Raw genomic sequence first — 23760 nt, 5'->3', positions numbered from 1 at the left:
CTTCAACTGCGACGAACCGCCACATAACCCCGCGCGGACTTTAGGAGCGTCGTCTGGGGCAGGGCAACCGGCGGGCTGCGCATAAATAATGAATGGTTAAGGGGTATTTCGCGGAATAACGACGCTATATCAATAGCTTGGTAGAGCTATGCCGTCATCAGGCTGCTGGCGGCGGCTGGCAGGTCACGCATGTGATGGATCAGCCGGTCCGGCTTCAGGTCGGCGATCGGCACGTCGGTGTAGCCAAAACTGACCCCGATCACCGGCACTCCGGCCCGGCGGGCCACCCCGACATCGGTTCCGGCATCGCCGACCATGATGCTGGCTTTGACCGCTCCGCCGGCGCGCGCCACCGTTTCACGAAAGATGGTCGGGTCGGGCTTCTGGACGCCAAAGGTGTCCGCGCCGCAGATCGCCGCGAAGCGGCGACTGAGGTCGAGCTGGTCCAGCAACCGCTTCGACAGCCATTCCAGCTTGTTGGTGCAGACGGCGAGGCGATGGCCCTGCGCTGAAAAATGGTCAAGCGCGGCCTCGAGCCCCTCGAAGGGGCGGGATTCGACCGCGATATGATCGGCGTAATAGGCGATGAAATCCGCGGTCATCCGGTCCATGTCGGCGGGGGTGACCGTGCGGCCCTCGGCCTCCAGCCCCCGCTCGATCAGCTTGCGGGCGCCGGCGCCGATCATGTTGCGGGCCGAGGCCATCGGCACGGGCGGCAGCCCTTCGCGGTCGAGCACGTGATTCAGCGCGGTGATCAGGTCGGGCGCCGTATCCACAAGCGTGCCGTCGAGATCGAAGACGATGGTGTGAGGGGAGGTCATGGTCCAAGCGCTACCGGCCCGGCAAGGTCAGTGCAAGGGGCGGCGCCATAAGATCAGCTTATAGCCTGGTTCCCCAGACACTGTTCTCCGGCGGAAAACGAGGCTACATAGGCCGCCGAAAGCGGCCGGGATCGGCGGCACGTTCGAGACTTCAGAGGCAGGCGCAAACGTGAATATGGACCAGTTGAAGCGACAGGCCGCGGCGCGCGCGCTCGAGGAGGTGCGGGACGGCATGCAGCTCGGGCTCGGCACCGGCTCGACCGCCAAGCATTTCGTCGAGCTGCTCGGCGAGCGCGTCGCCGCCGGGCTCAAGGTGATCGGCGTGCCGACCTCCGAGGCGACTCGCCTCGATGCGACGCGGTGCGGCGTGCCGCTGACCACGCTCGACGAGATCGACCATCTCGACATCACCATCGACGGCGCCGACGAAATCGATCCCGCGCTCAACCTGATCAAGGGCGGCGGCGGCGCGCTGCTGCGCGAGAAGATCGTGGCAGCGGCCTCGGATCGCATGATCGTGATTGCAGATGACACCAAATGGGTGCCGACGCTCGGCAAATTTCCGCTGCCGATCGAGGTCATTCCGTTCGGCCTTGGCGCAACACGCCGTGCGATCGAGAAGGCATTTGCCGAGTGCGGCGTTTCCGGGCAAATGGCGGTCCGCAAGGCCAAGGGCGGGGACAAGGATGGCCACGTTTTCGTCACCGACGGCGGCCACTGGATCGTCGATGCCCAGCTCGGACAGATCGGGGATCCTGCCGGCCTCGCCAGCGCGTTGAGCGCGATCCCCGGCGTGGTCGAGCATGGGTTGTTCATCGGCTTGGCCAGCTCGGCTGTTCTGGCGGGCGGCGAGGGAATTCGCGTGATTGAACGGCGTAAGCCGAAAGGAGACTAGGAATGAAGAGCGTTTTGAAGATTTTGCCGGCTGCGACCCTCGCTGTGGGACTGGCCCTCTCGGTCGTCCCGGCCGCCGCGCAGCAGGCGGCGCCGAAGGCTGGCGCCGCACCCGCCCAGCCGAAGGCCACGCCGGCGGCGGTCGCGGCGGCCAGGGAAATTCTGCAGATCAAGAATGCCACCGCGATGTATCAAGGCGCGGTGCCGGGCCTGGTCGAGAAGACCAAGATCGCGCTGATCCAGCAGAATCTCAACTACCAGAAGGATCTCAACGAGGTTGCCGGCGTCGTCGCCCAGCAGCTCAACGGCCGCCAGAACGAGATTGGCGACGGCATGGCGCAGATCTATGCCAGCGAGTTCACCGAGCAGGAGCTGAAGGATCTCGTCACCTTCTACAAGTCGCCGCTGGGCAAGAAGCTGATCGACGCCGAGCCGCGCGCCATCGGCCTGTCCATGGCCTTCATGAACTCCTGGGCCCAGAACTTCTCCGAGACCGTGATGGGAGCCTTCCGCGCCGAGATGCGCAAGCGTGGCAAGGAGATCTGACAGACACTATCTGATCAGGACTTCCTGACAGGGGTCGGAGTGGACAATGGCTGAATTCGACGTCGACCTCTTCGTCATCGGTGGCGGCTCGGGCGGCGTGCGTGCCGCCCGCATCGCGGCCGGTTACGGCGCCCGCGTGACGATCGCGGAGGAGTACCGCATGGGCGGGACCTGCGTGATCCGCGGCTGCGTGCCGAAGAAGCTGTTCGTGATCGGCTCGCATTTTCGCCAAGAGCTCGAGGACGCCGCAGGTTTCGGCTGGACCGTTCCGCCCGCCAGCTTCGACTGGCCGACGCTGATCGCCAACAAGGACAAGGAGATCGCGCGGCTGGAGGCGGCCTACACCGCCAATGTCGAGAAGTCGGGCGCGCAGATCGTCAAGAGCCGGGCGGTGATCGAGGACAAGCACACCGTCCGCCTGCTCGAAAACGACCGCAAGATCACCGCAAGATACATCCTGATCGCCACCGGCGGCGCGCCCAACCACGGCGCGTCGATTCCCGGCATCGAGCACGTGATCTCCTCCAACGAAGCGTTCCACCTGAAGAAGCTGCCGAAGCGGATCGTGATCCAGGGCGGCGGCTACATCGCGCTGGAATTCGCCGGCATCTTCGCCGGATTCGGCTCCGACGTCACCGTGATCTATCGCGGCGACAACATCCTTCGCGGGTTTGACGAGGATGTTCGCACCCACGTTCGTGCCGAGATGGAGAAGCAGGGCATCACCATTCTCACCGGCTGCACGGTGAGCAAGGTCGATCGCCACGGCGAGGAGTTCACCACGCATTTGTCGAACGGATCGAGCATCGCCTCGGAGCAGGTGATGTTCGCGATCGGCCGCCATCCGGCGGTGGCCAATCTCGGCCTCGAGAATGCCGGCGTCGCCATCAACCCGAACAATGGCGGCATCGCGGTCGATCATTTCTCCAGGAGCTCGGTCGACAGCATCTACGCGATCGGCGACGTCACCCATCGCTTCAACCTGACGCCGGTCGCGATCCGCGAGGGCCACGCCTTCGCCGACACCGTGTTCGGCAAGCGCGAGGTGAAGGTCGACCACGCCAACATCCCGACCGCCGTGTTCTCGCAGCCGGAGGTCGGCACCGTTGGTCTCACCGAGACTGAAGCGCGCGCGCAGTTCAGTCACGTCGACATCTACAAGACCTCGTTCCGCCCGATCAAGGCGACGATGTCCGGCCGCGACACCCGCGTGCTGATGAAGCTCGTGGTCGACGGCTCGACCGATCGCGTGCTCGGCTGCCACATCGTCGGCGATGCGGCCGCCGAGATCACGCAAGCCGTCGCGATCGCGGTGAAGATGAAGGCGACCAAGGCCGATTTCGACGCGACGATCGCGCTGCATCCGACGGCGGCCGAAGAGCTCGTCACCATGCGCACCCCGACCGCGCGCCACGTGCGCCAGGCCGCGGAGTAGGCCTTACTCACGAAGTCACTTCACTCGGTTTCGGTGATCTTTCCCTTGCCTTCGCAGGCCTCGCATTTGACCGGGTAGACTTTGCGGCCCGGCGAAGCCGCCTTGATGGACAGAGGAAAGCCCGTTCCGCTGCACGCCGGGCAGGTCCGCTCTTTGATTTTCGGGGCCATGGTCGTTCCTTTCCGACAGCTTCATACATTCTCAGATCAATGCAGCGTTTCGGCCGCGGCTTCGTCGATTGCGGCCATCAAATCGGCCGTATCCGACTGTTGGATCATATGACCCGCTCTCGCGACGCGTCGCATCTTGCTGTGCCTGATTTCCTCATGGAGGCGACCGGACTGTTCGTCGATGTCGATGAAGCGCCCCTGCGGCGGGTTCTCGCGTTGAGCCTTGTCGGCGAGCTTTCGATTGACGACCGCAGCCGTGGCCATCAAGGCGACAGGCGCGGCAATCGCGGACGCGACCGGATTTTCTGCAAGAACGCGAAGGCTCGTGGCCGCCAAAGATGGCGAACGTTTCTTCAGTATGCGCATCTGAAAACTTTCGATGAAGATATTGGAAGGGAAGAAAGGGAGCGTACGCCCATGGCCTGATCTCGGGGACGCATGCATCCATGGGCAGACGCAACAGGAGAGGCCGCGATATGTTCCTAAGTCCCACGGATTGGTACGGCAGGAAGACTGTCACTCAAACGGAAGCCCCGCCGGAGCATCGTTCATCGGCACGTGAAGTGTGGTCGGGGTATGGCCACGGGCCGGATGCCGGGAACGTATTTTCGGCGCCGCGCTCTGGTGAATGGCGATTGAGACCCCACATTGAATGTATCGCTAGCACAACACACGACAGGCGCTAGTGGCCGAGAGACGTTACAGCGCTCCCGCCGAAACAGGAGGCGCGCATTGAACGTTTTGCAATATCCCCTGCATCTTTGTCGCAAGTTTGAACGCCGCTGGAGCGCGAAGGTGGTTCAGGACGACGGCGAAATGACCGCGTCGCAAGCGACGGTCGGCTGCGCCGTGTGCGGGCGGCTCGCTGCGGCCCCGGTGCACTCGACCTACTTGCCCATAGGCAAGTTCGTCTATCAATGGCGGTGTTCTGTGTGCCGAAACTCCTGGCAGACTTCTGCCGATCCCGCGAGCGGCACGGAGATCCAGGTCAGTCGGTCCGGGCATCTTCGGGAGAATGCCGGACGCTGTCTGACCCTGGAAGGCACCGCTCCCAGCGACGCGGCGCGCAAGCGGTACAGGCGAATGGGCGATGCCTGGCTCGCTCTCGCGGAAACTGAGGATTGGCTCGACGGCGCGGTCCCGCCGGTCCTGCGCCCTAAAAAGGCGCAGGCTTGATCGACCTCGACTCTCCCAAGGCACCAAGGACATTTGTCATGACAGAGAATCGCAGCCGCATCCATCAGGCGGGTTCACTTGCCGAGCGTCTGGCGGCCGATGCACTGAGATTGCGCGAACAGGCCGCGCGCCTTGAACCCGGTGCAGAGCGCGACGCGCTCCTGAACAAAGCGCACCGCAACAAGATGGCTGTCGATATCAATGCCTGTCTGCTTTCCGGGGCGCCGGGTCCCGGAATAGCCAACGGGACCTTCTACGCTCGGTCGTACAGATATCCGACCGGCTTGCCTTCGGTCCGCAGGGGACGCATGTCCTTCCGTGTGATGATCTGGCCGGCGAGACCGTCGATCTCGTCGCGCTGCGTCGGCGTCCAGCCGCGAAGGTCGTCGATACCGCTGAGAAGGCCGAGCCGGAGCACCTGCGTGTTCTCGCCGACCGCAATGAGGCTGATCGAGCTCTTGCCTGCGGTCACGACGTCGCCGGCCGCGAGCTCGAAGGTCTCGCCCGCCTTGGTCCTGAATTCGGCCGTGCCGCGAATGACGCGATAGATCACGACCTCGCCCTTGGCGAACGAGGCGGCGTCCGCGGATGCCAATGTACTCTTCGGCAGAAGCGACCCGCCGCGCGGGTCGGTTGCGATGATGTGGCCGGTGACGAGCTGGCCGCTCGGCGCCTCGATGCCGATATCGCGCACGTAAACCGGCAGCGCTGACTTGATCGAGCCGTCGCAAAGCGGCTTGAACAACGCATCCAGCGCCAGCGGATCCTGAAGCCAGAAGCCGGCATTGGCCGGGCGATCGTGCAGCGGATGGCTCCAGGCCACGCGCGGCGTTTCGGCTTCGTTGATCTGATCGGGACCGACGATGGTGGGATTCGGAAAGGTGGTGGGATCGGTGATGAAGGCTTCGAGGAATTTGCCCGAATAGCCCATCGAGACCGGATCCGGTACCACCGTCTGCGGCGTCTTCAAATTCTCTTCGGTCGTCAGGCCCGACCAGGTGTAGAACAACTGGCGATGCACGATCGCGCTTTGCAGCATCGCCGCGCCGGGGCCGACATTGTAGAAGCGCCCGTCATAGTCGAAGGTGAAAGCGCCCGAGGTGACCAGCACGAGCTGAAAGCCGCCGGGCGGCAGATGCAGATGGAAGTCGGTGGGACCGGTGTCGGGACGGTAGATCGGCAGATTGGTCACGACTTCGTGCAGCAGGAAGGTCTCGTTGTTGGCGTGAAAGCCTTCATTGGCGCGATTGTAGAGCGCTTGCGGACGATACGTCGCCTCGAACTTCGCATTCCGGTCGCGATCGATTGCGACGAAGTCCTGGGTGTTGAGGCGGAGCGGCGCGCCATTCGGATGGGTGAGGCCGGTCGTCTTGAGATCGCCCGCAGCATGCACGTTCATGACGTTCTCCGCTCTGCGCCGTTGCTTCGCTTGCACCGTCATTGCGAATTTTGGGCCAGTTGGTTTGCGAAGGAGCAAGCCGGCCTGGCGCCGCGATGCCGGCGTGCCCGTTCGGGAAAAATCCGGTGGTTGCACGGAGGGTTAGATCGACGGCTTGTTCTGATGGTCGGACGCGTACCAGGGACGCGCGCTTTCGGCATAGCGAGAGGGCTGTCTAATTTGTCGGCAGGCGCGAGTGCTCGTGCAGCGGCGGCGGAGCCGGATCGGTCCGATGGCGCCTTTGGGATTCAGCGAAAACGTCGCGACCGGGCAGGGCGGTGATTGACAGATTGTTCATGTTTTGTTCTTATGCTGCGACCGAGATGGAGGCCGCCATGGACAACCGCATCAACGAAATCCGCAGAACCATCAGAGCGCTCCGCGTGAGCATGCGCGAAGCGGAAGCGATCATGCATGAGCAGATCAACCGCGACGAGGATTGCAGCTTCGTGGCGCAGGAAGTCATCAAGATGCGCTCGGTCATGAGCCTGCTCGTGAAGGAGCGGATCGCGCTCGGCGATGACGAGCCGATCCTCGTGAACAATTTCTTCATCCCGCGGCGCCGGCCGACGCGAAAGCCGGTCGCGGCTCTTTCCCCGACCGTGGATTCCGTGTTCCGTCCGCGCGTGGTGGCGCGGGTTTGACGCAGAGGCCAGCTCAATCAAAGGCGCGAGGCGCGGCCCGATCCGGCTTGCCGGCCGGGCTGTCAGCCCACTTTGCCATCTCCATGGTCCGTGCGTCGACGCCCTCGCACCAGAAGCAGCTTGGCCGCGCGCGGCCGTTCTCGGACAGGATCGGGACCAGGCTGTGGCCGCAACCGGCGCACCAGGCGATGTCAGTCATGCATTCCCCCACGGCGTAGCAAATTCAGAAATGACGTTCTCGTCCGCGAAGCTTGCGCGGGCGCTATGACGGCGCTGGAGCGCTGCGCCCGATGGGCGCGCTCGTCCCTGAAGTCGTCGATGTCGCGATCCATCGTGACACGGCTGCGATGTCGTCGCCGCTTTCGCGATAGGCGCGAAGCTGGAATTCGGCCGAGCTGCCGCGGTCCACAATGGTGCGGCAATGCTCGATCTCGGCGATGCAGCCCAGGGCGTCGGCGTCCCCGGCGGTGTCGTCGATGATTCGGGAGAGCATCTCGGAGATCGTGACCGGTCCGTCTCTGGAGCCGAAGATGCAATCGGTGCCGTAGCGCTGGGCGCGCCATTTGTTCTCCACCGCAATTGCGCGTTCGACCGCGGTGACCCCTTTGGACAGATCCGGTCGCAGATAGAGGTGGCGCGTCAGGCAGCGATAGAGCGAGGCGATGGCGACGGCGTCGTCGACGAAGGTGCAGGTGTCGGGCGCCCGAAGCTCGAGGGTCGGATGCCGCATTGACGGACGCATCGCCCACCAGATGTGGCTCTCGTCGGGAATCACGCCGGAGCGCTGCAACGCGCCGACATAATCGTCGTAATCCTGCCTGCTCTCGAACAGTTCGGGCAGGCCGGTGCGCGGCAGCTCGGAATAGGCGGCAAGCCGGTAGCCCTTCAGTCCGGTCTTGTGCGAATTCCAGAACGGGGAGGACGCGGACAGCGCGATGAACAGCGGCAGATGCGGCAGCATCGCCCGCATCACCGCCATGCGCTTCTCAGGATCGGGCAACTGGACGTGCACATGCATGCCGCACATCATGTTGCGATGGCCGATGCTGCGCAGATCCTCGATCATCTCCTCATAGCGCGGTTTCGGGCTCGGCTGCGACATGCGCCAGACCGCGGTCGGGTGCGTGCCGCAGGCCATGATCACGAAACCATATTGCGCGGCGACGTTCGCGACTTCGCGCCGCAGGAAGCGAAGCTCTTCGCGGGCGTCGTTGACGTCGACGTGGACGTTGGTGGCGACCTCGAGCTGGGATTGCAGCATCTCCCGCATGGCCTGGCCGCCGGTCGACCAGTTCGCCGACTCGAAGAGCTCGTTGGGCGTTTCGATCGCAACGTCGAACGTGCGCCGATCGGCCAGGAAGTATTCCTCCTCGATTCCGAAGGAATATTCAGCCGCCTTGTCGCCGCCGCCAGCGGAGCGAATCACGAGATTCTGCTTGTCGCCCGAGGAATCCAGGCGAAGCAGTTTCAAAACGTCTGAAGCAAATGTCATATCCCACCCGGCAAAGATCACCTGCGGGCACTAATCCTTCTGGTAGGGGCGGGTTCCCTGTCGGCGCTACTGCAAATTGTCGCGTCGAACGGAACAATCTTCACGTTTTCGGACGCGCGCGCGATCAGCGCGTGATTTGGCGGCACTTCGGTCCAGTCCGATTCCTTGTCGAAGGGTTCGGACACGACGATGACCTGGCCGCCGTCCTCGCGGTAATAGAGCGTATTTGCGGCGTCGTTGACCGCAACTCGAAACGCATAGAGATCCCGGCCGTTGGCGATCGCACTGGTGAAGCGCAGCCGTTCGCGCAGCTGGCCTTCATTGACGAGGCCGACGAGGGCTTGCAGCACGCGCCGCGTCGCTCGAAGCGGATCGCCGTCGAGGCCGGCGCCCATCATCGCCAGGAACACGGCTTCCGAGTCGGTCGTGCCCAGCCGCGACGGATAATAGGCATCGGGGATCAGCGCCTCGACCTTCCGCCGCAGCCGATTCCAGCTCCCGACGAATCCGTTGTGCATGAACATCCAGTGGCCGCAGGCAAAGGGATGGCAATTCTGCCGCGTCACCGCCGTGCCGGTGGCGGCGCGCACATGGGCAAAGAACAAATGCGAGCGCAGATGCCGGCAGAGGTAGCGCAGGTTTTCGTCCGACCAGGCAGGGCGGGTCTCGCGATAAAGGCCGGGCTCCGGATGCTCGCCGTACCAGCCGAGACCAAAGCCGTCGCCATTCGAGCCCGCCGTGGATTGCAGCGAGCGGATGCTTTGCGCGACCAGCGAATGTTCGGGCTCGGTGACATAGGGCTCAAACGAGGTGGTCTCGCCTCGGTATGCGATCCAGCGGCACATGGGGTTCCTGTGAGGCGGCGGATGGGTCGTGAGCTGCACTAACCGACGTGCCGGCCTCGTGGTTCCCGGCGCCAAGCAGCGATCACGACCAGAGGCGGCTTCAGTGTTACGATGCGGCAATTCGAAATTGGAGACCGCGATGAACGATCAAGCCGTATTGGCCGCGCTTCAGCGTCATTGGGACGCCTCGGATGCCAATGATTTCGAGGTCGAGCACGATATCTATCGCGAGGACGCAGTGCTCGACTATCCGCAGTCGGGCGAGCGCATCCGCGGTCGCAGGAACATTCAGGAGAGCAGGTTCGTGCAGCCGAACCAGAAGCGCTTCACGGTTCGGCGGATCGTTGGCGGCGGCGATCTCTGGGTCAGTGAATTCGTGCTGAGCTATGACGGGGTGCCGTCTCATGTCGTGAGCATCATGGAATTCCACGACGGACTGGTGACGCGCGAGACGCAATATTTCGGCGACCGCTTCGATCCCGCGCCATCCCGTGCGCATCTGGTCGAGCCGGTGGGGTGAGACGCGTTGATGCAGGTGCGCGACGAAATGGTGGCCTCTTGCCTCGGACGCAGCGCAGCGCCGACTTAGCGGTGCGCAGCGCGTCCGGAACACGATGCCCGACCACGGAACCGATGCGGCGGCTGGTCGCAGCCGTGCCGCCTTGATTCCGACAGGCCCACCTTTATCTCTGACACGAACAAGAATCCGGGCCCCTCTGGCGAGGACGCCGACGACGTCGGCAAACCTCGTGATGTCGGATGACCTGTCCCGCGCGAATGCGATGGATCGGCCGATCGTCGGGCCTCTGTACGTTCTCTCCGACCATTCGTCCCCATCGCAGCTCCGTGCGGTCATTTCGCAAGTTAAGGGAGCAACGATGTCTGACGCCAAATCCTCAAATCCCATCGAGATCGAGATCACGGAACCGTCCCGCCTGAACGAGCAGGCCGCGGCCGCGTTGGTAATCGTGGGCGCGCTGGTCGCGGTTGCCGACCGGCGCGTTTCGGCGGTCGAGCGCGACGAGGTGATCCGCTTCATCAGGGATCGCAAGCTGGCGCCGCACATTTCGGAAGAACGGCTCTACGCGATGTTCGACGAACTGGCCGAACGGCTCGAGGAGCCGGATTTTGCCAATGTCGTGATCGACACGCTGCGGCCGGTTTCGAACCTGCCGCTCTCGTCCCATCTGATGGAGCTGTCGGAGCGCGTGGCTGCGGCGGATGAGGACGTCCATCCTCATGAAGTGCAGGCGATCAAATTGTTGCGCTTGCTGACGCTGGTGCTGCCGCGCGCGAAACCGGTCGTGCCGAGTGCTGCGGGTGCCGAACGGCAGGCTGCCTTGAAGGAGTAAGCATGAGCACAGTTTCGGACGAGCGCACGGCGAAAACCGAGGGCGCCGGTCAGATGGCCGGCGGAGACCCGCGTCTGGACAAGCTCGTCCACCGTTTGCCGCCACGCATGGGCGACACCTTCGCCTATCTGCTCAAGCCGTCCAGCCGCTGGGTGCGAATCCCCTCGGGCACGCTGCTGGTCGTCGGCGGTGTGCTCTCCATCCTGCCGGTGCTCGGCATCTGGATGCTGCCGCTCGGCCTCGCGCTGCTCGCCGAGGACGTGCCTGCGCTGCGCTCGTCGCGTTCGAAGGTCTTCGACTGGATCGAGCGCCGCAAGCCGCATTGGCTCGATCCGTCTGCCCCAAAAAATGATCAAACATGACTGAATTCATCACACCCGAAGCGCTTACGGCCCTCCTTCAAGTCGTCCTGATCGACCTCGTTCTCGCCGGCGACAATGCCGTCGTCATCGGCCTCGCCGCAGCGGGACTGCCGGCCGAGCAGCGCCGTCGCGCCATCATCGTCGGTATCGCCGCCGCCACGGCATTGCGCATCGTCTTCGCCGGCGTCGCGACCCAGTTGCTGCAGGTCATCGGCCTGTTGCTTGCCGGCGGCGTGCTGCTGCTCTGGGTTTGCTGGAAGATGTGGCGCGAGCTGCGCGAGCAGGCGCATGCGCGGCAGCTGGCGTTCGGCCATGGCGGCGGCGCGGATGGTGCGGCCGTGCAGCGAAAGACCTTCGGCCAGGCCGCGGTGCAGATCGTCGCCGCCGACGTCTCGATGTCGCTGGACAACGTGCTCGCGGTCGCGGGCGCCGCGCGCGAGCATCCCTACATTCTCGTCTTCGGGCTGTTGCTGTCGGTCGCGATGATGGGCGTTGCCGCCGATCTGCTTGGCCGAGTGCTCCAGAAGCATCGCTGGGTCGCCTATATCGGCCTTGCCATCATCATTTACGTCGCCTTCGAGATGATCTATCGGGGCTCGCTCGAGCTCGCGCCGGTCATAGCGAGTCTCTGAGGCGACAACTCTTTCCGCAATCCGGAGTAATTCATGACGTCCGAACCCCAAGCACCTTCGGCGCAGGCCGCGCCGCCGCGCCTAGGCCTGTTTGCGCAGCTCATCTTTGGCTCGCGTTGGCTGCAGGTGCCGCTCTATGTCGGCCTGATCGTCGCTCAGGCCGTCTATGTGCTGCTGTTCCTGAAGGAGCTCTGGCATCTGGTCGCGCACTCGTTCGACGCCAGCGAGCAGCAGATCATGCTGGTCGTGCTCGGGCTGATCGACGTCGTCATGATCTCGAACCTTCTGATCATGGTGATCGTCGGTGGCTACGAGACCTTCGTTTCCCGCCTGAATCTGACCGGTCATCCCGACGAGCCGGAATGGCTGAGCCATGTCAATGCCAGCGTGCTCAAGATCAAGCTCGCGATGGCGATCATCGGCATCTCCTCGATCTCGCTGCTCAGGACCTTCATCGAGGCCGGCAATCTCGGCACCACGCGCAGCAATTTCACCGAGACCGGCGTGATGTGGCAGGTGCTGATCCATCTGACCTTCATCATCTCGGCGATCGGCATCGCCTGGGTCGACCGCCTCAGCGAGAGCGGCCATCGCAAGGAGGCCGGCCACGGCTGATGAACCTGGCCGTCCGAAACCTCCCGAGCGGCCAATCCTGAGCCCGCCTGATCGTCCGATCGGCGGCTCTTTTTTTGAGATCGATAAAATTGTCTGCAATCCGCTCAGCCGTGGCAAACCCTGCGGACAAGAACCGCGCGGTCTTAAACCAGGGCTTTGGAACCGGCATGCATCCTTCCCGCAAAAGGGTGGGGCATCAACATGTCAGTTCTCAAGGAGGTCGTCGCTGCGCTCGCGGGAGTTTACGCGCTCCTGTTCGCCTGCGACGCATTGTTCGGGGTCGGCGAGGTACGCTTCGACGACGCCTATTACCGCGCCAGCTTCTACGCGCCGCGGCCGAAGGAATTCCGCTTCGCAGACGGCACCACGCCGGCGGCGCGCGTCAGCGATGCCTTCGCGCAGTTCTCGGCCGGCGAGGCCAAGCCGAACAGGCGCTACTCGTCGCTGACGACGATCATCCGGTAGGGCCGCTGCTCATTGATCGGCTATCCGCCTGACGTCCGGTTTACCGCCGGCATCGGCCGAGGAGCGGATGGCTTCCGAGGTCGCTGATGGGTCAGGAGCGGAAGCGCCGCTGCCCCAGCCGAGAAATTGTCGCGATGAAAACAGCGATGCGAGGAAAGCTCATTGAGGCATGTCCAAGTCAGCCTCATCTGATTGTCTATTGATCGCCTGCGGACGTTTTCCCGAAACCGCTAAGGTTTGCCGGATCGCAATAGCGACGAAGATCACAGAGGACCCCGCAATGATCAGAACCGCACCGAGGCCGATAGAGAAGCCGAATTGCTGGAAGAGATCGCGCCCCCTAAGGAAGGTGATCATCCCCATGCCTATCAGACAGGATATGAGGAACAGCCCCTTAAGTGTATGTCTACTCAGTGCCATTCGCACTAACGATTTCGTCCAAAGGTTGCATCTGAGACCGAAGCCTATCTCAAACTACGGACCACCGCAAAGCAGGTAGAGAAGGTCGGCAAGGGGTTACAAGCCGCAGATCACGGTCAAGGTGGTCGACTTCCGCTTTACGATAGCGACCCAACATTATGAGTCCACGCCCTGGTTCAAGGCGCACGCCGGCGGTCCCGAAGCCTTCAGCTTGGCGGCTTCCTTGTCGGTGAAGGCGCGGCTGTGCGTCGGGAATCGCACGCCTTCAGCGCTTCCACGGCAACGCCCGAGCCGCGGCCGGGCACGATATCTACAACACCTTGTGCTGCCGACGGGCGAAACACGCGAGCGCTGGGGCAACTCTGATCGCCGAAAATATTCCACTTTACCGAAATTCGGATATCGCGTATGTGTTGCGGCATCCCGGCCCAACGAAGAGGGGCGTATCGCGATCGTCACGAACGCGGGCCGGGCGGCGGTGGACGTGGGTCACATCGGCGCCAAGGATTCCGCAGGGCGGGCAACCGTGAGCGAAACACCTGGCGCACACGACCGGTGTGATCGGCGTACGGCAAAATCGTGTCGTCCTGGCGCCCGGGGTCTGTGCGCCAAGTCTTGCGGTGATGTGGCGGCCCGACCGGGCACGCGCATCAGTCATCTACAAGGCGACGGGGGCAATAGTGCAACGCTCCCCGGGGAGAGCACGACATAAGCCGTAAACCCACTGCGCAGGGAAGGCCGGATGTACGGCTTCACCTGTATGCCGCTGTGCAGCTTCTTGTTACGCAGAATTCGCACAGTGGACCGCGGGTGCCAGCCGGCGCCCGGTCTTCCCTGCGCCCTCTTTCAAGTGAGGGTGAAGCGATCAAGCAAAGCTCGGGCGAAATGCGCCGCGAGGATGATCAATCATGTGTGTCATTGAACGAAGGTCTCGTGCCCCGGACGCGGCGCAGCGTCCCTTCGACGATGCGCTGCAGAGCCGGGGCCCATGCATCAACGAGTGCCGTGGCCTGCTGGGTCCCGGCTCTGCGCAGCAGCGTAAGGACGCTGCAGCGCGTCCGGGACACGAGAGAGACGCAGATCGCCACACGCGCCCTCATTGCAAGAAGCCCTTGCACAAGCAATCGAGACTGTCTCCGCGAAGGCATTCCGGAAGCTCGGGCGAAATGCGCCGCGAGGACGCGAAGCTGTGTCTCAGTCCCCCTGAATCCATTCCGCGACGCCGCGCCACAGCGTGTCGCGGTGCTCGGGGCGGAAGAAGCCGAAATGGCCTATTGCCTTGGCGCCGACCTCGGACGGCTTGACGTTGAGCACCTCCGGCTTGATCGCGGTGAACCCGCTCGCGAGCAGCTCGACCGCCGGCCGGGTCGCCCAGGGATCGTCGGAGAAGCACAGCGCCCGCAGCTCGCCCTTGAACTTTGCAAAATTCTCCAGCGCCGGCAGCTTGGAATCGAAGAGATAGCGGGGGCTCGAGACCCAATCGGCCCATTGCAGGAAGACGCCCTTGGGCAGATCCTCGCCGACGCCGGCCCAGCCCGGGGCGTAGCCGAGCGTGTGGGCGAGCGGCACGCCGATGAGGTTCATGAAGGCGAAGACGCGGTATTTCTCCGGCGAGGTCATCAGCCGCCAGGTCGCGGCCTGCGAGGCCACGAAGGCGGCGCGCGAGATTTCGCTGTTGTTGGCGATCAGCCCCAGCGCCTGACCGCCGAAGGAATGGCCGACATAGGCAAGCGGCAGGGTGTTGTACCGCTCCCGCATCCAGCTGACCGCAGCGGTGACGTCGAGCGCGGCCCAATCCGACATCGACGCCTTGAAGCCGACCAGCGATTTCCGCTGGTTGTAGCCGACCATCGCCGGCAGCCGGGAATCGCCGATGCCGCGATAGTCGTAGGTCAGCACCGCGCAGCCGCGATGGGCGAGATAGGAGGCAAAGCCCCGGTAGATCTTGCGCGGAACGGCGGTTGCCGAGTTGATCAGGACGGCATGGCGTTTGGTGCCGCGCGGCAGGAACAGGGTGCCGGTCAGGGCATACCCGTCGGTCGCCGGGAAGTTGATCTCGTCGATGAAAACGTCGTCCAGTGCCGCGTCCATGGGCGCAAGGTATCCTGCCAGTTGCCTCGCCCTCCCAGCAAATGCGAATTTGGCTTTCCCCGCAAGGGTTTGCAGTACCAAATGGATTTACAACTGGCGATGTCGTGCCAGCCTGTGTATAAGGCGGCCCTCGCAACCCCCAGATCAGGTTGCACTTTTTTGCTTCACGGAGAGATTGCGATGTCCGAGCGGTGGACGCCCGAGTCCTGGCGCAGCAAGCCGGTGCTACAGGTGCCCGACTATCCCGACGCCAAGGCTCTGGCGGACGTCGAGGCGCAGCTTGCGACCTTTCCGCCGCTGGTGTTCGCCGGCGAGGCGCGCAACCTGAAGAAGGCGCTGGGGCGCGTTGCGGCCGGCGAGGCCTTCCTGCTGCAGGGCGGCGACTGCGCCGAGAGCTTTGCCGAGCACGGCGCCAACAACATCCGCGATTTCTTCCGCGTGCTGCTGCAGATGGCCGTGGTGTTGACCTACGCCGGCGCGGTGCCGGTGGTGAAGGTCGGGCGCGTTGCCGGCCAGTTCGCAAAGCCGCGCTCCTCGCCGACCGAGAAGATCAATGGCGTCGAGCTGCCGAGCTACCGCGGCGACATCGTCAACGACATCGCTTTCACCAAGGAAGCGCGCGTGCCCGATCCGCAGCGCCAGCTGATGGCCTATCGCCAGTCGGCGGCGACGCTGAACCTGCTCCGCGCCTTCGCCACCGGCGGCTACGCCAATCTCGGCAGCGTGCATCAGTGGATGCTCGGCTTCCTCAAGGATTCGCCGCAGTCCCGCCGCTACAAGGAGCTGGCCGACCGCATCTCGGATGCGCTCAACTTCATGCGCGCCTGCGGCCTCGATCTCGAGGCCCATCCCGAGCTTCGCGCCACCGATTTCTACACCAGCCACGAGGCGCTGCTGCTCGGCTACGAGCAGGCGATGACCCGCGTCGATTCCACCACCGGGGACTGGTACGCGACCTCCGGCCACATGATCTGGATCGGCGACCGCACCCGCCAGCTCGATCACGGCCATATCGAATATTTCCGCGGCATCAAGAACCCGATCGGGCTGAAATGCGGCCCGTCGCTCAAGCCCGACGAGCTGTTGAAGCTGATCGACGTGCTCAATCCCGACAACGAGCCGGGCCGGTTGACGCTGATCGGCCGCTTCGGCTCGGACAAGGTCGGCGAGCATCTGCCGAACATGATCCGCACCGTGAAGCGCGAGGGCAAAGTGGTGGTCTGGTCGTGCGACCCCATGCACGGCAACACCATCACCTCGACCTCGGGCTACAAGACGCGCCCCTTCGACCGGGTTCTGTCTGAGGTGAAGTCTTTCTTCACGATCCATGCCGCCGAAGGCACCCATGCCGGCGGTGTGCATCTGGAGATGACCGGGCAGGACGTCACCGAGTGTATCGGCGGCGCCCGCGCGATCACGGACGAGGACCTCAACGACCGCTATCACACGGTCTGCGATCCCCGCCTCAATGCCGAGCAATCCATCGACATGGCTTTCCTGATCGCCGAGCTCCTCAAGCAGGAACGCGCGGGCAAGGCCACGCCGATGCCGGCCGCAGCGGGGCTCTAGGATCTTGCTGCGGATCTGGAAGGCCACGATCAATTCCCGTAACGGTCTGGCCTTTGCGTTCCGATCGGAGCAGGCCGTCCGCGAGGAGATTTTTGCGCTCCTCGCCTCGCTGCCGCTGGCCTGGTTGATCGGCGCGACCGCGATGCGCGCGGTCGAGCTGGTCTGTTCGGTTGCGTTCGTCCTGACGGTCGAGCTGCTCAACACCGCGATCGAAAAGCTTGCCGACCGGCTGACGATGGATCACGACAAGCAGATCGGGCGGGTCAAGGACATGGGCTCGGCCGCCGTCGGCGTCGCGCTGCTGATGGCCGGCGCGTTCTGGATCATCGCCATCATCGAGCGACTGGGATTTATCTGATCGGAGCGCGGCGGCCATGACCGAACGTCTCAAAGCATTCGCGGTCACGCTCGCCCAGCTCAATCCGACCCTGGGCGACATCGAGGGCAACGCCGCCAAGGCGCGCAATGCGCGCACGCGAGCCATCGCCGACGGCGCCGATCTCGTGCTGTTTCCGGAATTGTTCATCGCCGGCTATCCGCCGGAGGACCTCGTGCAGAAGCCTGCTTTCCAGGCGGCCTGCCGCGCTGCGATCGAGGCACTGGCCCGAGAGACCGCCGATGGCGGGCCGGCCATGCTGGTCGGCACGCCCTGGGTCGAAGACGGCAAACTCTACAATGCCTGCGCGCTGCTCGACGGCGGCCGCATCGCCGCACTTCGCTTCAAATGCAATCTGCCAAACTACGGCGTGTTCGACGAGAAGCGGCTGTTTGCGCGCGGCCCGGCGGCGGGGCCCGTGACTGTGCGCGGCGTGCGCATCGGCGTCCCCATCTGCGAGGACATCTGGCTGGAAGAGTCCGAGGATTACGAGAACGTGGTCGAGACGCTGGCCGAGACCGGCGCCGAGATCATCCTGGTGCCGAACGGCTCGCCTTACGCCCGCGACAAGAGCGACGTGCGCCTGTCCGTCGCCGTGGCGCGCGTCACCGAAAGCGCGCTACCGCTGGTCTATCTCAACCAGGTGTGCGGTCAGGACGAACTGGTGTTCGACGGCGCCTCCTTCGCGCTCAACGGCGATCTTTCGCTCGCGGCGCAATTGCCGACATTCGAGGAGAGCATCGTCACGCTGCGCTTCATCCGCAACGGCGACGATTGGCGCTGCACGGGACCGATCGCCGAGCAACCCGAGGGCGACAAGGCCGACTACGCCGCCTGCGTGCTGGGCCTGCGCGACTACGTCACCAAGAACGGTTTTCCCGGCGTGCTGCTCGGCATTTCCGGCGGCATCGACTCGGCCCTCTGCGCGGCGATCGCGGTCGATGCGCTCGGTGCCGATCAGGTGCATGGCGTGATGCTGCCGTATCGCCACACCGCAGCACACTCGATCGCCGATGCGGGCGAGCTCGCCGGTCATCTCGGCATCCGCTATGAGGTGCTGCCGATCGCAGAAGCCGTGACCGGGTTCGAGACCATCCTCTCGGGCCTCTTCAAGAATCTGCCGCCTGATATCACCGAGGAGAACCTCCAGGCCCGCAGCCGCGGTACGCTTCTGATGGCGATCTCCAACAAGACCGGGTTGATGGTGGTGACGACAGGCAACAAGTCCGAAATGTCGGTCGGCTACGCCACGCTCTATGGCGACATGAACGGCGGCTTCAATCCGATCAAGGACATCTACAAGACGCAGGTGTTTCGGCTGGCGAGCCTGCGCAACGGCTGGAAGCCCGATGGCGCGCTCGGGCCGGCGGGCGAGGTGATCCCGCCCGACATCATCACGCGGCCGCCGAGCGCAGAGCTGCGCGAGAACCAGACCGACCAGGATTCGCTGCCGCCCTATGAGGTGCTCGATGCCATCCTGGAGCGTCTTGTCGAGCGCGAGCAGCCGCTGGATCAGATCATCGCGGCCGGTTTCGATCGCGAAACGGTCACCCGCATCGACCATCTGCTCAACGTCGCCGAATACAAGCGCCGCCAGGCCGCGCCCGGCGTGAAGGTGACGCCGAGGAATTTCGGCCGCGACCGCCGCTATCCCATCACCAACCGCTTTCGCGACAAGGGCGAGGGGCTGCCCGCCGGGGGCGAGACGCTGGTCTCGCGCGGCAGCAAGGCGTCGATCGACGCGTTCGAGGGGTGAGGTTGGAGACTGGGCCTGCCGGCGCTACGACGGGGTTGCGAAGAACAGGACCCGAAGCAAGTGCGTGTATTCGGATTCGAGCACCATGATCGACACAAATACCAATACCGCGATCGGCGGCAGCAGGATTGCATAGGCCAAGGCCAGTCGCTCCCAGGCCATGTGCATGAAGACGGCGACGATCAGGCCGGCCTTCAACATCATGAACAGCAGGATCAGCGACCACCTCAGGTAGCCGTGCAGGCCAAAGTAGTCGACGAGGTAGGAGCACGTGCTGAGGACAAACAACCAGCCCCAGACCACGAGGTAGAGCTTGATCGGGTGCTGTTGACCCTTGGCGTGAACGGCTCCTGTTGCGACTGCGCCATGCGCCGGAGCGTGGAGCTGTCCTTCCATATGTATTGTCGCGTTTGTCATGCGCCGACCTCACCAAAGATAGAAGAATGCAAAGATGAACACCCACACGAGATCGACGAAGTGCCAGTACAGGCCCATGATCTCGACGATCTCGTAATAGCCCTTGCGGCTTGTGAAAAAGCCGCGCCTCTCGACATCGAAGTCTCCCCGCCAGACTTTTCGCGCGATCGCGATCAGGAAGATCACGCCGATCGTCACGTGAGTGCCGTGGAAACCCGTGATCATGAAAAAGCTGGAGCCAAACTGTGCCGCGCCCCATGGATTGCCCCAGGGGCGAACGCCCTCCATGATCAGCTTGGTCCATTCGAACGCCTGCATTCCGACGAATGTTGCGCCAAATGCCGCTGTGACCAGCATCAGGATTGCGGTTCTCACGCGATCGCGGCGGTAGCCGAAATTGACCGCCATCGCCATCGTTCCGCTGCTGCTGATCAGCACGAAGGTCATGATGGCGATCAGGATCAGGGGGATGTGGTTGCCGCCGATATTGAGGGCGAAGACTTCGCTGGGATTCGGCCAGGGCACGGTCGTCGACATGCGCGCCGTCATGTAGGAGAGCAGGAAGCAGCTGAAGATGAAGGTGTCGCTGAGGAGGAAGATCCACATCATGGCCTTGCCCCAGGACACGTTCTTGAAGGCGCGCTGATCGGACGCCCAGTCGGCGGCGATGCCGCGCCAGCCTTCAAGCCGCGCAGTCGAATGGCCCGGATTTGTCAGCACAGTCTCGGCCATCTGGTCACGCCTCCCTAGCTCAGCAATCGGCGACAGACGTTGACGAAATCGTCGGTCCAGCCCGTGAGAAGCCCGAGCAGCACAAGCCAGACCAGCAGCAGGAAGTGCCAGTAGATGGCGCACAGTTCCACGCTCAAGCGCATGTCGGCGATCCCGGCGCCACGCCACATCTTGGTCGAGGTTCGGCCCAAAGCCACCAGACCGCCCGACAGATGCAGCCCGTGCACTGCGGTCAACAGGTAGAAGAAGGAGTTCGCCGGATTGGACGCCACGAAATATCCGGCCGCACCGAGCTGTTGCCAGGCCAGAAGCTGTCCGCCGAGGAAGATCACGGCAGCTGCGCCGCCCGCGAGCAGGCCGATCATGACGCCTTCAGCGTCGTCTCGGCGCGCGGCCACGTAGGACCATTGCAGCGCGATGCTGCTCAGGACCAGGACCCCCGTGTTGAACCACAGCAGCCGCGGCACAGGCAGCGCCCGCCAGTCCACCACGTTCATGCGCATCGAGTAGGCGCTGATGAAGAGGACGAACAATGCGCTCGCGACGGCGAGAAACACGCCAAGTCCGATCTTCGCTGCCGGCCAGGTCATGGCGTCGCCGCCGGGGAAGTCACCGGCCGGACCTTCCTCCAGCCAGGGCCTGGCCGTCAGCCGCTGCTGCGACAGCCACCATCCGGCGACGACCGCGATCACAGCCACGAACAGGATGACGGCACTCACGAAGCAGCTCCTTGAACGACGTGCGTCGCGCGCGGCGGCTGGTTCTGCGGAATGAAGTCCTCCTCGGCGCCGGGTACGCTGTAGTCATAGGCCCAGCGGTAGACGACCGGCAGCTCCTTGCCCCAGTTGCCATGCCCGGGAGGGGTCTCCGGCGTCTGCCATTCCAGCGTCGTCGCCCGCCACGGATTGCCGCCTGAGGCCTCACCTTTGAACAGGCTCCAGGCAAGATTGAACAGGAACACCATCTGGCTGAAGCCGACGGTCAAGGCCACCACGGAGATGAAGGCGTTCAGTGAATGGGCCGAGGACGGGATGAACGACGTATCTCCGAGTTCGAAATACCGGCGCGGAACCCCGAGCAGTCCAAGATAGTGCATGGGGAAGAAGATCAGGTAGGCGCCGAGGAAAGTGACCCAGAAGTGAAACTTGCCGAGTGCGTCATTGTACATTCGCCCCGTGACCTTGGGGTACCAGTGATAAATCGCACCCAGCACGACCATGATCGGCGCCACGCCCATCACCATGTGGAAATGCGCGACTACGAACATGGTGTCGGAGAGGGGCACGTCCACGACGACGTTGCCGAGGAAGAGGCCGGTGAGCCCGCCGTTCACGAAGGTGATGATGAAGCCGAGGGCGAACAGCATCGGCACCCGGAGATGAATGTCGCCGCGCCACAGGGTCAGCACCCAGTTGTAGACCTTGATCGCGGTGGGAATGGCGATGATGAGCGTCGTGGTGGCGAAGAAGTACCCGAATTGCGGGAACATGCCGCTCACATACATGTGGTGCGCCCATACGACGAAGCTGAGCGCGCCGATGGCCACGATTGCCCAGACCATCATGCGGTAGCCGAAGATGTTCTTGCGCGCATGGGTGCTGATCAGATCGGAGACGATGCCGAAGGCGGGCAGGGCGACGATGTAGACCTCGGGATGGCCGAAGAACCAGAACAGGTGCTGGAAGAGCAGCGGGCTGCCGCCACCATATTTCGACAGCTGGCCCATCTCGACCAGCGAGGGCATGAAGAAGCTGGTGCCCAGCAGACGGTCGAGCAGCAGCATGACCGAGGCAACGAAGAGCGCAGGGAATGCCAAGAGCGCCATGACCGTCGCCGTGAAAATCCCCCACACCGTCAGGGGCAGGCGCATCAAGGTCATGCCGCGGGTGCGCGCCTGGAGCACCGTGACCACATAATTCAGCCCGCCCATCGTGAAGCCGATGATGAATAGGATCAGGGACGACATCATGAGAATGATGCCCCAATCCTGCCCGGGCGTTCCGGAGAGGATTGCTTGCGGCGGGTACAGCGTCCAGCCGGCGCCGGTGGGGCCGCCAGGCACGAAGAATGTCGAGGCCAGCACCAGCACTGCGAGCAGATAGACCCAGTAGCTCAGCATGTTCACATAAGGGAAGACCATGTCCCGGGCGCCAACCATCAGCGGGATCAGGTAGTTGCCGAAGCCGCCGAGGAACAACGCGGTGAGCAGGTAGATCACCATGATCATGCCGTGCATGGTGATGAACTGGAGGTACTGGTTGGCATCGATGAAAGAGAACGTGCCGGGGAATCCCAGCTGCAGTCGCATCAGCCACGACAGCACCAGGGCCACCAGCCCGATGGCCGAGGCCGTCAGCGAGTACTGAATGGCGATCACCTTGGCGTCCTGCGAGAAGACATACCGTGTCCACCAGCTCCTCGGATGATAGAGCTCGACATCGGGTACTTCGGCAGGCGGCGCGCCAGCGATCCCTTCATATGGAATATCGACCATAGAGAACCTCCTCGGTCGTTTCCATCGGGGGCGACGAGTTGGTCTCACGCACCCGATTCATCTTCGCGGCGGCGCCTTGCTACTTGCCGCCGGATTGATATGCCGCCTTCACGACGGTGTTTGCCGGCGACAATTCTGCAAACGTCTTCTGTTGCTCCAGCCAAGCGTGATATTCACGCTCTTCGTCGATGATGACCTTGGCCCGCATCTGATAGTGAGCCGCGCCACAAAGCTCCGCACAGAGAACGTCGAACGTTCCGGTTCGGATCGGCGTGATCCAGAAGTAAGTCACCATGCCTGGAACCATGTCCATCTTGGCTCGGAATTCGGGCACGTAGAAATCGTGCAGGACATCAACCGAGCGGAGCAGAACCTTGACCGGCTTTCCCAGTTGAAGGTGCAGGTCGCCGTTCTCGATCACGACGTCGTCCCGCGCATGCGGATCGTCGCGATTGAGTCCCATCGGATTGTCGGAAGCGATGTTGCGGACATCGGATGTGCCGAGCCGCCCGTCCTTGCCCGGAAGGCGGAAGCTCCATTGCCATTGCTGGCCCATGACCTCGACCTCGGTGGCGTCCGCAGGCACGGTCACGAACTGATGCCAGACCACGAGGCCGGGCGCCAGCATGGCCGCGACACCGATTCCGGTCCCGACGCTCAGCCACCATTCGAGCTTTTTGTTCTCGGGATTGTAATCAGCCCGTCTTCCCTCTTTGTGGTGAAAGCGGAAGACGCAATAGGCCATGAAGGCGATTACGGCGACGAAAACAAAGCCCGTGATCCAGAACGTGATGTTGATGGTGTGGTCGATATAGGCCCAGTTCGTGGCGATCGGCGTCCACCACCATGGGCTGTAGAGGTGAAACAGCACCGAGCCGATCGCGACCAGAAGCAGTATCAGTGCGACAGCCATCCTGATCCATCCTTGCCATCAAAGGCTACGGATACGAATCCAGGGCGGAGCTCATGTCTGTCGCGATGGCTGGCCTTTCTCGGTTGGCACTTATGCCATCGCCGG

At 63.4% G+C, this 23760-nt stretch carries 28 protein-coding genes; 14 read left to right on the top strand and 14 right to left on the bottom strand.

Annotated features, from left to right (window positions below; genetic code table 11):
* Positions 1-146: 146 nt before the first annotated feature.
* On the bottom strand, positions 147-821 hold the full coding sequence (locus GDN70_RS24365; RefSeq protein ID WP_038946267.1) for an HAD family hydrolase: 675 nt from the start codon (positions 819-821) through the stop codon (positions 147-149).
* A gap of 169 nt (positions 822-990) precedes the next feature.
* On the opposite strand from GDN70_RS24365, the gene rpiA reads away from it, so the two are divergent.
* The 3 genes from rpiA to gor are packed head-to-tail and all read left to right on the top strand — an operon-like array spanning position 991 to position 3696.
* The gene (gene rpiA, locus GDN70_RS24360) at positions 991-1716 is read left to right on the top strand and encodes a ribose-5-phosphate isomerase RpiA (protein WP_038946268.1); all 726 of its coding nucleotides are present in this window, start codon (positions 991-993) and stop codon (positions 1714-1716) included.
* 2 nt (positions 1717-1718) lie between these two features.
* Positions 1719-2261, top strand: a complete 543-nt coding sequence (locus tag GDN70_RS24355) for a DUF2059 domain-containing protein (protein ID WP_028145297.1) — start codon at positions 1719-1721, stop codon at positions 2259-2261.
* Positions 2262-2307: 46 nt separating this feature from the next.
* Complete coding sequence (gor, locus tag GDN70_RS24350; RefSeq protein ID WP_095425860.1) at positions 2308-3696, top strand: glutathione-disulfide reductase; 1389 nt, start codon at positions 2308-2310, stop codon at positions 3694-3696.
* Between the two features lie 20 nt (positions 3697-3716).
* Here gor and GDN70_RS35150 read toward each other — a convergent pair whose 3' ends face one another.
* Together GDN70_RS35150 and GDN70_RS35570 are read right to left on the bottom strand one after the other, a co-directional pair.
* Positions 3717-3866 carry a hypothetical protein gene (locus GDN70_RS35150; protein WP_154694136.1) on the bottom strand — a complete coding sequence of 50 codons (150 nt, stop codon included), beginning with the start codon at positions 3864-3866 and terminating at the stop codon, positions 3717-3719.
* Between the two features lie 36 nt (positions 3867-3902).
* Complete coding sequence (locus GDN70_RS35570) at positions 3903-4232, bottom strand: hypothetical protein (RefSeq protein ID WP_240536299.1); 330 nt, start codon at positions 4230-4232, stop codon at positions 3903-3905.
* A 366-nt stretch (positions 4233-4598) separates the two neighbouring features.
* On the opposite strand from GDN70_RS35570, the gene GDN70_RS35565 reads away from it, so the two are divergent.
* Positions 4599-5042, top strand: coding sequence for a hypothetical protein (locus GDN70_RS35565; RefSeq protein WP_244611270.1), 444 nt, complete (start codon positions 4599-4601; stop codon positions 5040-5042).
* A gap of 253 nt (positions 5043-5295) precedes the next feature.
* Here GDN70_RS35565 and GDN70_RS24330 read toward each other — a convergent pair whose 3' ends face one another.
* A complete protein-coding gene (locus tag GDN70_RS24330) occupies positions 5296-6441 on the bottom strand; it encodes a hypothetical protein (RefSeq protein ID WP_152103126.1) in 1146 nt (381 codons plus the stop codon).
* 374 nt (positions 6442-6815) lie between these two features.
* Here GDN70_RS24330 and GDN70_RS35145 point away from each other — a divergent pair, with 374 nt between their 5' ends.
* On the top strand, positions 6816-7124 hold the full coding sequence (locus GDN70_RS35145) for a hypothetical protein (protein ID WP_240536297.1): 309 nt from the start codon (positions 6816-6818) through the stop codon (positions 7122-7124).
* Positions 7125-7137: 13 nt separating this feature from the next.
* On the opposite strand, the gene GDN70_RS24320 is transcribed toward GDN70_RS35145, so the two are convergent.
* The 3 genes from GDN70_RS24320 to GDN70_RS24310 all read right to left on the bottom strand — a co-directional run bounded on the left by GDN70_RS24320 (position 7138) and on the right by GDN70_RS24310 (position 9461).
* Positions 7138-7323, bottom strand: coding sequence for a hypothetical protein (locus GDN70_RS24320; protein ID WP_126261556.1), 186 nt, complete (start codon positions 7321-7323; stop codon positions 7138-7140).
* A gap of 63 nt (positions 7324-7386) precedes the next feature.
* Positions 7387-8616 (bottom strand): carboxylate-amine ligase, encoded by a 1230-nt coding sequence (locus tag GDN70_RS24315; protein WP_038946278.1) that lies wholly within the window; start codon positions 8614-8616, stop codon positions 7387-7389.
* Positions 8617-8633: 17 nt separating this feature from the next.
* Positions 8634-9461, bottom strand: coding sequence for a class II glutamine amidotransferase (locus GDN70_RS24310; protein WP_028145291.1), 828 nt, complete (start codon positions 9459-9461; stop codon positions 8634-8636).
* A 139-nt stretch (positions 9462-9600) separates the two neighbouring features.
* On the opposite strand from GDN70_RS24310, the gene GDN70_RS24305 reads away from it, so the two are divergent.
* From GDN70_RS24305 to GDN70_RS24280, 6 genes are all read left to right on the top strand, one after another.
* Positions 9601-9981, top strand: coding sequence for a nuclear transport factor 2 family protein (locus GDN70_RS24305; RefSeq protein ID WP_038946279.1), 381 nt, complete (start codon positions 9601-9603; stop codon positions 9979-9981).
* A 358-nt stretch (positions 9982-10339) separates the two neighbouring features.
* A complete protein-coding gene (locus GDN70_RS24300; RefSeq protein WP_028145290.1) occupies positions 10340-10813 on the top strand; it encodes a TerB family tellurite resistance protein in 474 nt (157 codons plus the stop codon).
* Between the two features lie 2 nt (positions 10814-10815).
* Positions 10816-11175, top strand: a complete 360-nt coding sequence (locus GDN70_RS24295) for a hypothetical protein (protein WP_038946281.1) — start codon at positions 10816-10818, stop codon at positions 11173-11175.
* Entirely contained in the window at positions 11172-11807 is a 636-nt protein-coding gene (locus tag GDN70_RS24290) for a TerC family protein (protein WP_028145288.1), read from the top strand. The genes GDN70_RS24295 and GDN70_RS24290 overlap by 4 nt, the downstream gene beginning before the upstream one ends.
* Positions 11808-11840: 33 nt before the next feature.
* Positions 11841-12422 carry a TIGR00645 family protein gene (locus GDN70_RS24285; protein WP_152103125.1) on the top strand — a complete coding sequence of 194 codons (582 nt, stop codon included), beginning with the start codon at positions 11841-11843 and terminating at the stop codon, positions 12420-12422.
* A gap of 201 nt (positions 12423-12623) precedes the next feature.
* The gene (locus GDN70_RS24280) at positions 12624-12887 is read left to right on the top strand and encodes a hypothetical protein (RefSeq protein WP_028145286.1); all 264 of its coding nucleotides are present in this window, start codon (positions 12624-12626) and stop codon (positions 12885-12887) included.
* Between the two features lie 159 nt (positions 12888-13046).
* Here GDN70_RS24280 and GDN70_RS24275 read toward each other — a convergent pair whose 3' ends face one another.
* Positions 13047-13250 (bottom strand): hypothetical protein, encoded by a 204-nt coding sequence (locus tag GDN70_RS24275; protein WP_131233226.1) that lies wholly within the window; start codon positions 13248-13250, stop codon positions 13047-13049.
* A gap of 1251 nt (positions 13251-14501) precedes the next feature.
* The gene (locus GDN70_RS24260) at positions 14502-15398 is read right to left on the bottom strand and encodes an alpha/beta fold hydrolase (protein WP_038970990.1); all 897 of its coding nucleotides are present in this window, start codon (positions 15396-15398) and stop codon (positions 14502-14504) included.
* A 180-nt stretch (positions 15399-15578) separates the two neighbouring features.
* Here GDN70_RS24260 and GDN70_RS24255 point away from each other — a divergent pair, with 180 nt between their 5' ends.
* Genes GDN70_RS24255 through GDN70_RS24245 form a run of 3 tightly spaced genes read left to right on the top strand, consistent with a single transcriptional unit; the run spans position 15579 to position 19099 of the window.
* Positions 15579-16967 (top strand): class II 3-deoxy-7-phosphoheptulonate synthase, encoded by a 1389-nt coding sequence (locus tag GDN70_RS24255; protein WP_028145282.1) that lies wholly within the window; start codon positions 15579-15581, stop codon positions 16965-16967.
* Between the two features lie 4 nt (positions 16968-16971).
* Positions 16972-17325, top strand: a complete 354-nt coding sequence (locus GDN70_RS24250) for a diacylglycerol kinase (RefSeq protein WP_028145281.1) — start codon at positions 16972-16974, stop codon at positions 17323-17325.
* Positions 17326-17341: 16 nt separating this feature from the next.
* Positions 17342-19099 carry an NAD+ synthase gene (locus GDN70_RS24245; RefSeq protein WP_152103124.1) on the top strand — a complete coding sequence of 586 codons (1758 nt, stop codon included), beginning with the start codon at positions 17342-17344 and terminating at the stop codon, positions 19097-19099.
* Positions 19100-19123: 24 nt separating this feature from the next.
* Here the strand turns inward: GDN70_RS24245 and GDN70_RS24240 are convergent, their stop codons facing one another.
* From GDN70_RS24240 to GDN70_RS24220, 5 genes are all read right to left on the bottom strand, one after another.
* Positions 19124-19516: a cytochrome C oxidase subunit IV family protein gene (locus GDN70_RS24240; RefSeq protein WP_028145279.1), complete on the bottom strand. Its 393-nt coding sequence runs from the start codon at positions 19514-19516 to the stop codon at positions 19124-19126.
* A 9-nt stretch (positions 19517-19525) separates the two neighbouring features.
* Entirely contained in the window at positions 19526-20248 is a 723-nt protein-coding gene (locus tag GDN70_RS24235; RefSeq protein ID WP_038970988.1) for a heme-copper oxidase subunit III family protein, read from the bottom strand.
* Positions 20249-20262: 14 nt separating this feature from the next.
* A complete protein-coding gene (locus GDN70_RS24230) occupies positions 20263-20967 on the bottom strand; it encodes a cytochrome c oxidase subunit 3 (RefSeq protein WP_038970987.1) in 705 nt (234 codons plus the stop codon).
* A complete protein-coding gene (locus tag GDN70_RS24225) occupies positions 20964-22742 on the bottom strand; it encodes a cbb3-type cytochrome c oxidase subunit I (protein WP_038946291.1) in 1779 nt (592 codons plus the stop codon). The genes GDN70_RS24230 and GDN70_RS24225 overlap by 4 nt, the downstream gene beginning before the upstream one ends.
* A gap of 79 nt (positions 22743-22821) precedes the next feature.
* Complete coding sequence (locus tag GDN70_RS24220; RefSeq protein WP_028145275.1) at positions 22822-23655, bottom strand: cytochrome c oxidase subunit II; 834 nt, start codon at positions 23653-23655, stop codon at positions 22822-22824.
* Positions 23656-23760 lie beyond the last annotated feature (105 nt).

The organism is Bradyrhizobium sp. TM102, assembly GCF_009176685.1.
GTDB classification, from domain to species: domain Bacteria; phylum Pseudomonadota; class Alphaproteobacteria; order Rhizobiales; family Xanthobacteraceae; genus Bradyrhizobium; species Bradyrhizobium ottawaense.
Note: the sequence above shows the minus strand (reverse complement) of the source record. Positions and strands in the feature narration are given on the sequence as shown.

What these genes read in the sequence shown, in the direction of transcription:
- GDN70_RS35145 (WP_240536297.1), top strand. Translation starts at nt 6,816, where the DNA reads ATGGACAACCGCATCAACGAAATCCGCAGAACCATCAGAGCGCTCCGC.
- GDN70_RS24365 (WP_038946267.1), bottom strand. Translation starts at nt 821, where the DNA reads ATGACCTCCCCTCACACCATCGTCTTCGATCTCGACGGCACGCTTGTG.
- GDN70_RS24290 (WP_028145288.1), top strand. Translation starts at nt 11,172, where the DNA reads ATGACTGAATTCATCACACCCGAAGCGCTTACGGCCCTCCTTCAAGTC.
- GDN70_RS24235 (WP_038970988.1), bottom strand. Translation starts at nt 20,248, where the DNA reads ATGGCCGAGACTGTGCTGACAAATCCGGGCCATTCGACTGCGCGGCTT.
- GDN70_RS24275 (WP_131233226.1), bottom strand. Translation starts at nt 13,250, where the DNA reads ATGGGGATGATCACCTTCCTTAGGGGGCGCGATCTCTTCCAGCAATTC.
- GDN70_RS24295 (WP_038946281.1), top strand. Translation starts at nt 10,816, where the DNA reads ATGAGCACAGTTTCGGACGAGCGCACGGCGAAAACCGAGGGCGCCGGT.
- GDN70_RS24240 (WP_028145279.1), bottom strand. Translation starts at nt 19,516, where the DNA reads ATGACAAACGCGACAATACATATGGAAGGACAGCTCCACGCTCCGGCG.
- GDN70_RS24220 (WP_028145275.1), bottom strand. Translation starts at nt 23,655, where the DNA reads ATGGCTGTCGCACTGATACTGCTTCTGGTCGCGATCGGCTCGGTGCTG.
- GDN70_RS35570 (WP_240536299.1), bottom strand. Translation starts at nt 4,232, where the DNA reads ATGCGCATACTGAAGAAACGTTCGCCATCTTTGGCGGCCACGAGCCTT.
- GDN70_RS24310 (WP_028145291.1), bottom strand. Translation starts at nt 9,461, where the DNA reads ATGTGCCGCTGGATCGCATACCGAGGCGAGACCACCTCGTTTGAGCCC.
- GDN70_RS24280 (WP_028145286.1), top strand. Translation starts at nt 12,624, where the DNA reads ATGTCAGTTCTCAAGGAGGTCGTCGCTGCGCTCGCGGGAGTTTACGCG.
- GDN70_RS24305 (WP_038946279.1), top strand. Translation starts at nt 9,601, where the DNA reads ATGAACGATCAAGCCGTATTGGCCGCGCTTCAGCGTCATTGGGACGCC.
- GDN70_RS24255 (WP_028145282.1), top strand. Translation starts at nt 15,579, where the DNA reads ATGTCCGAGCGGTGGACGCCCGAGTCCTGGCGCAGCAAGCCGGTGCTA.
- GDN70_RS24300 (WP_028145290.1), top strand. Translation starts at nt 10,340, where the DNA reads ATGTCTGACGCCAAATCCTCAAATCCCATCGAGATCGAGATCACGGAA.
- GDN70_RS24320 (WP_126261556.1), bottom strand. Translation starts at nt 7,323, where the DNA reads ATGACTGACATCGCCTGGTGCGCCGGTTGCGGCCACAGCCTGGTCCCG.
- GDN70_RS24355 (WP_028145297.1), top strand. Translation starts at nt 1,719, where the DNA reads ATGAAGAGCGTTTTGAAGATTTTGCCGGCTGCGACCCTCGCTGTGGGA.
- GDN70_RS35150 (WP_154694136.1), bottom strand. Translation starts at nt 3,866, where the DNA reads ATGGCCCCGAAAATCAAAGAGCGGACCTGCCCGGCGTGCAGCGGAACG.
- GDN70_RS24260 (WP_038970990.1), bottom strand. Translation starts at nt 15,398, where the DNA reads ATGGACGCGGCACTGGACGACGTTTTCATCGACGAGATCAACTTCCCG.
- GDN70_RS24330 (WP_152103126.1), bottom strand. Translation starts at nt 6,441, where the DNA reads ATGAACGTGCATGCTGCGGGCGATCTCAAGACGACCGGCCTCACCCAT.
- GDN70_RS24315 (WP_038946278.1), bottom strand. Translation starts at nt 8,616, where the DNA reads ATGACATTTGCTTCAGACGTTTTGAAACTGCTTCGCCTGGATTCCTCG.
- gor (WP_095425860.1), top strand. Translation starts at nt 2,308, where the DNA reads ATGGCTGAATTCGACGTCGACCTCTTCGTCATCGGTGGCGGCTCGGGC.
- GDN70_RS24225 (WP_038946291.1), bottom strand. Translation starts at nt 22,742, where the DNA reads ATGGTCGATATTCCATATGAAGGGATCGCTGGCGCGCCGCCTGCCGAA.
- GDN70_RS24245 (WP_152103124.1), top strand. Translation starts at nt 17,342, where the DNA reads ATGACCGAACGTCTCAAAGCATTCGCGGTCACGCTCGCCCAGCTCAAT.
- GDN70_RS24285 (WP_152103125.1), top strand. Translation starts at nt 11,841, where the DNA reads ATGACGTCCGAACCCCAAGCACCTTCGGCGCAGGCCGCGCCGCCGCGC.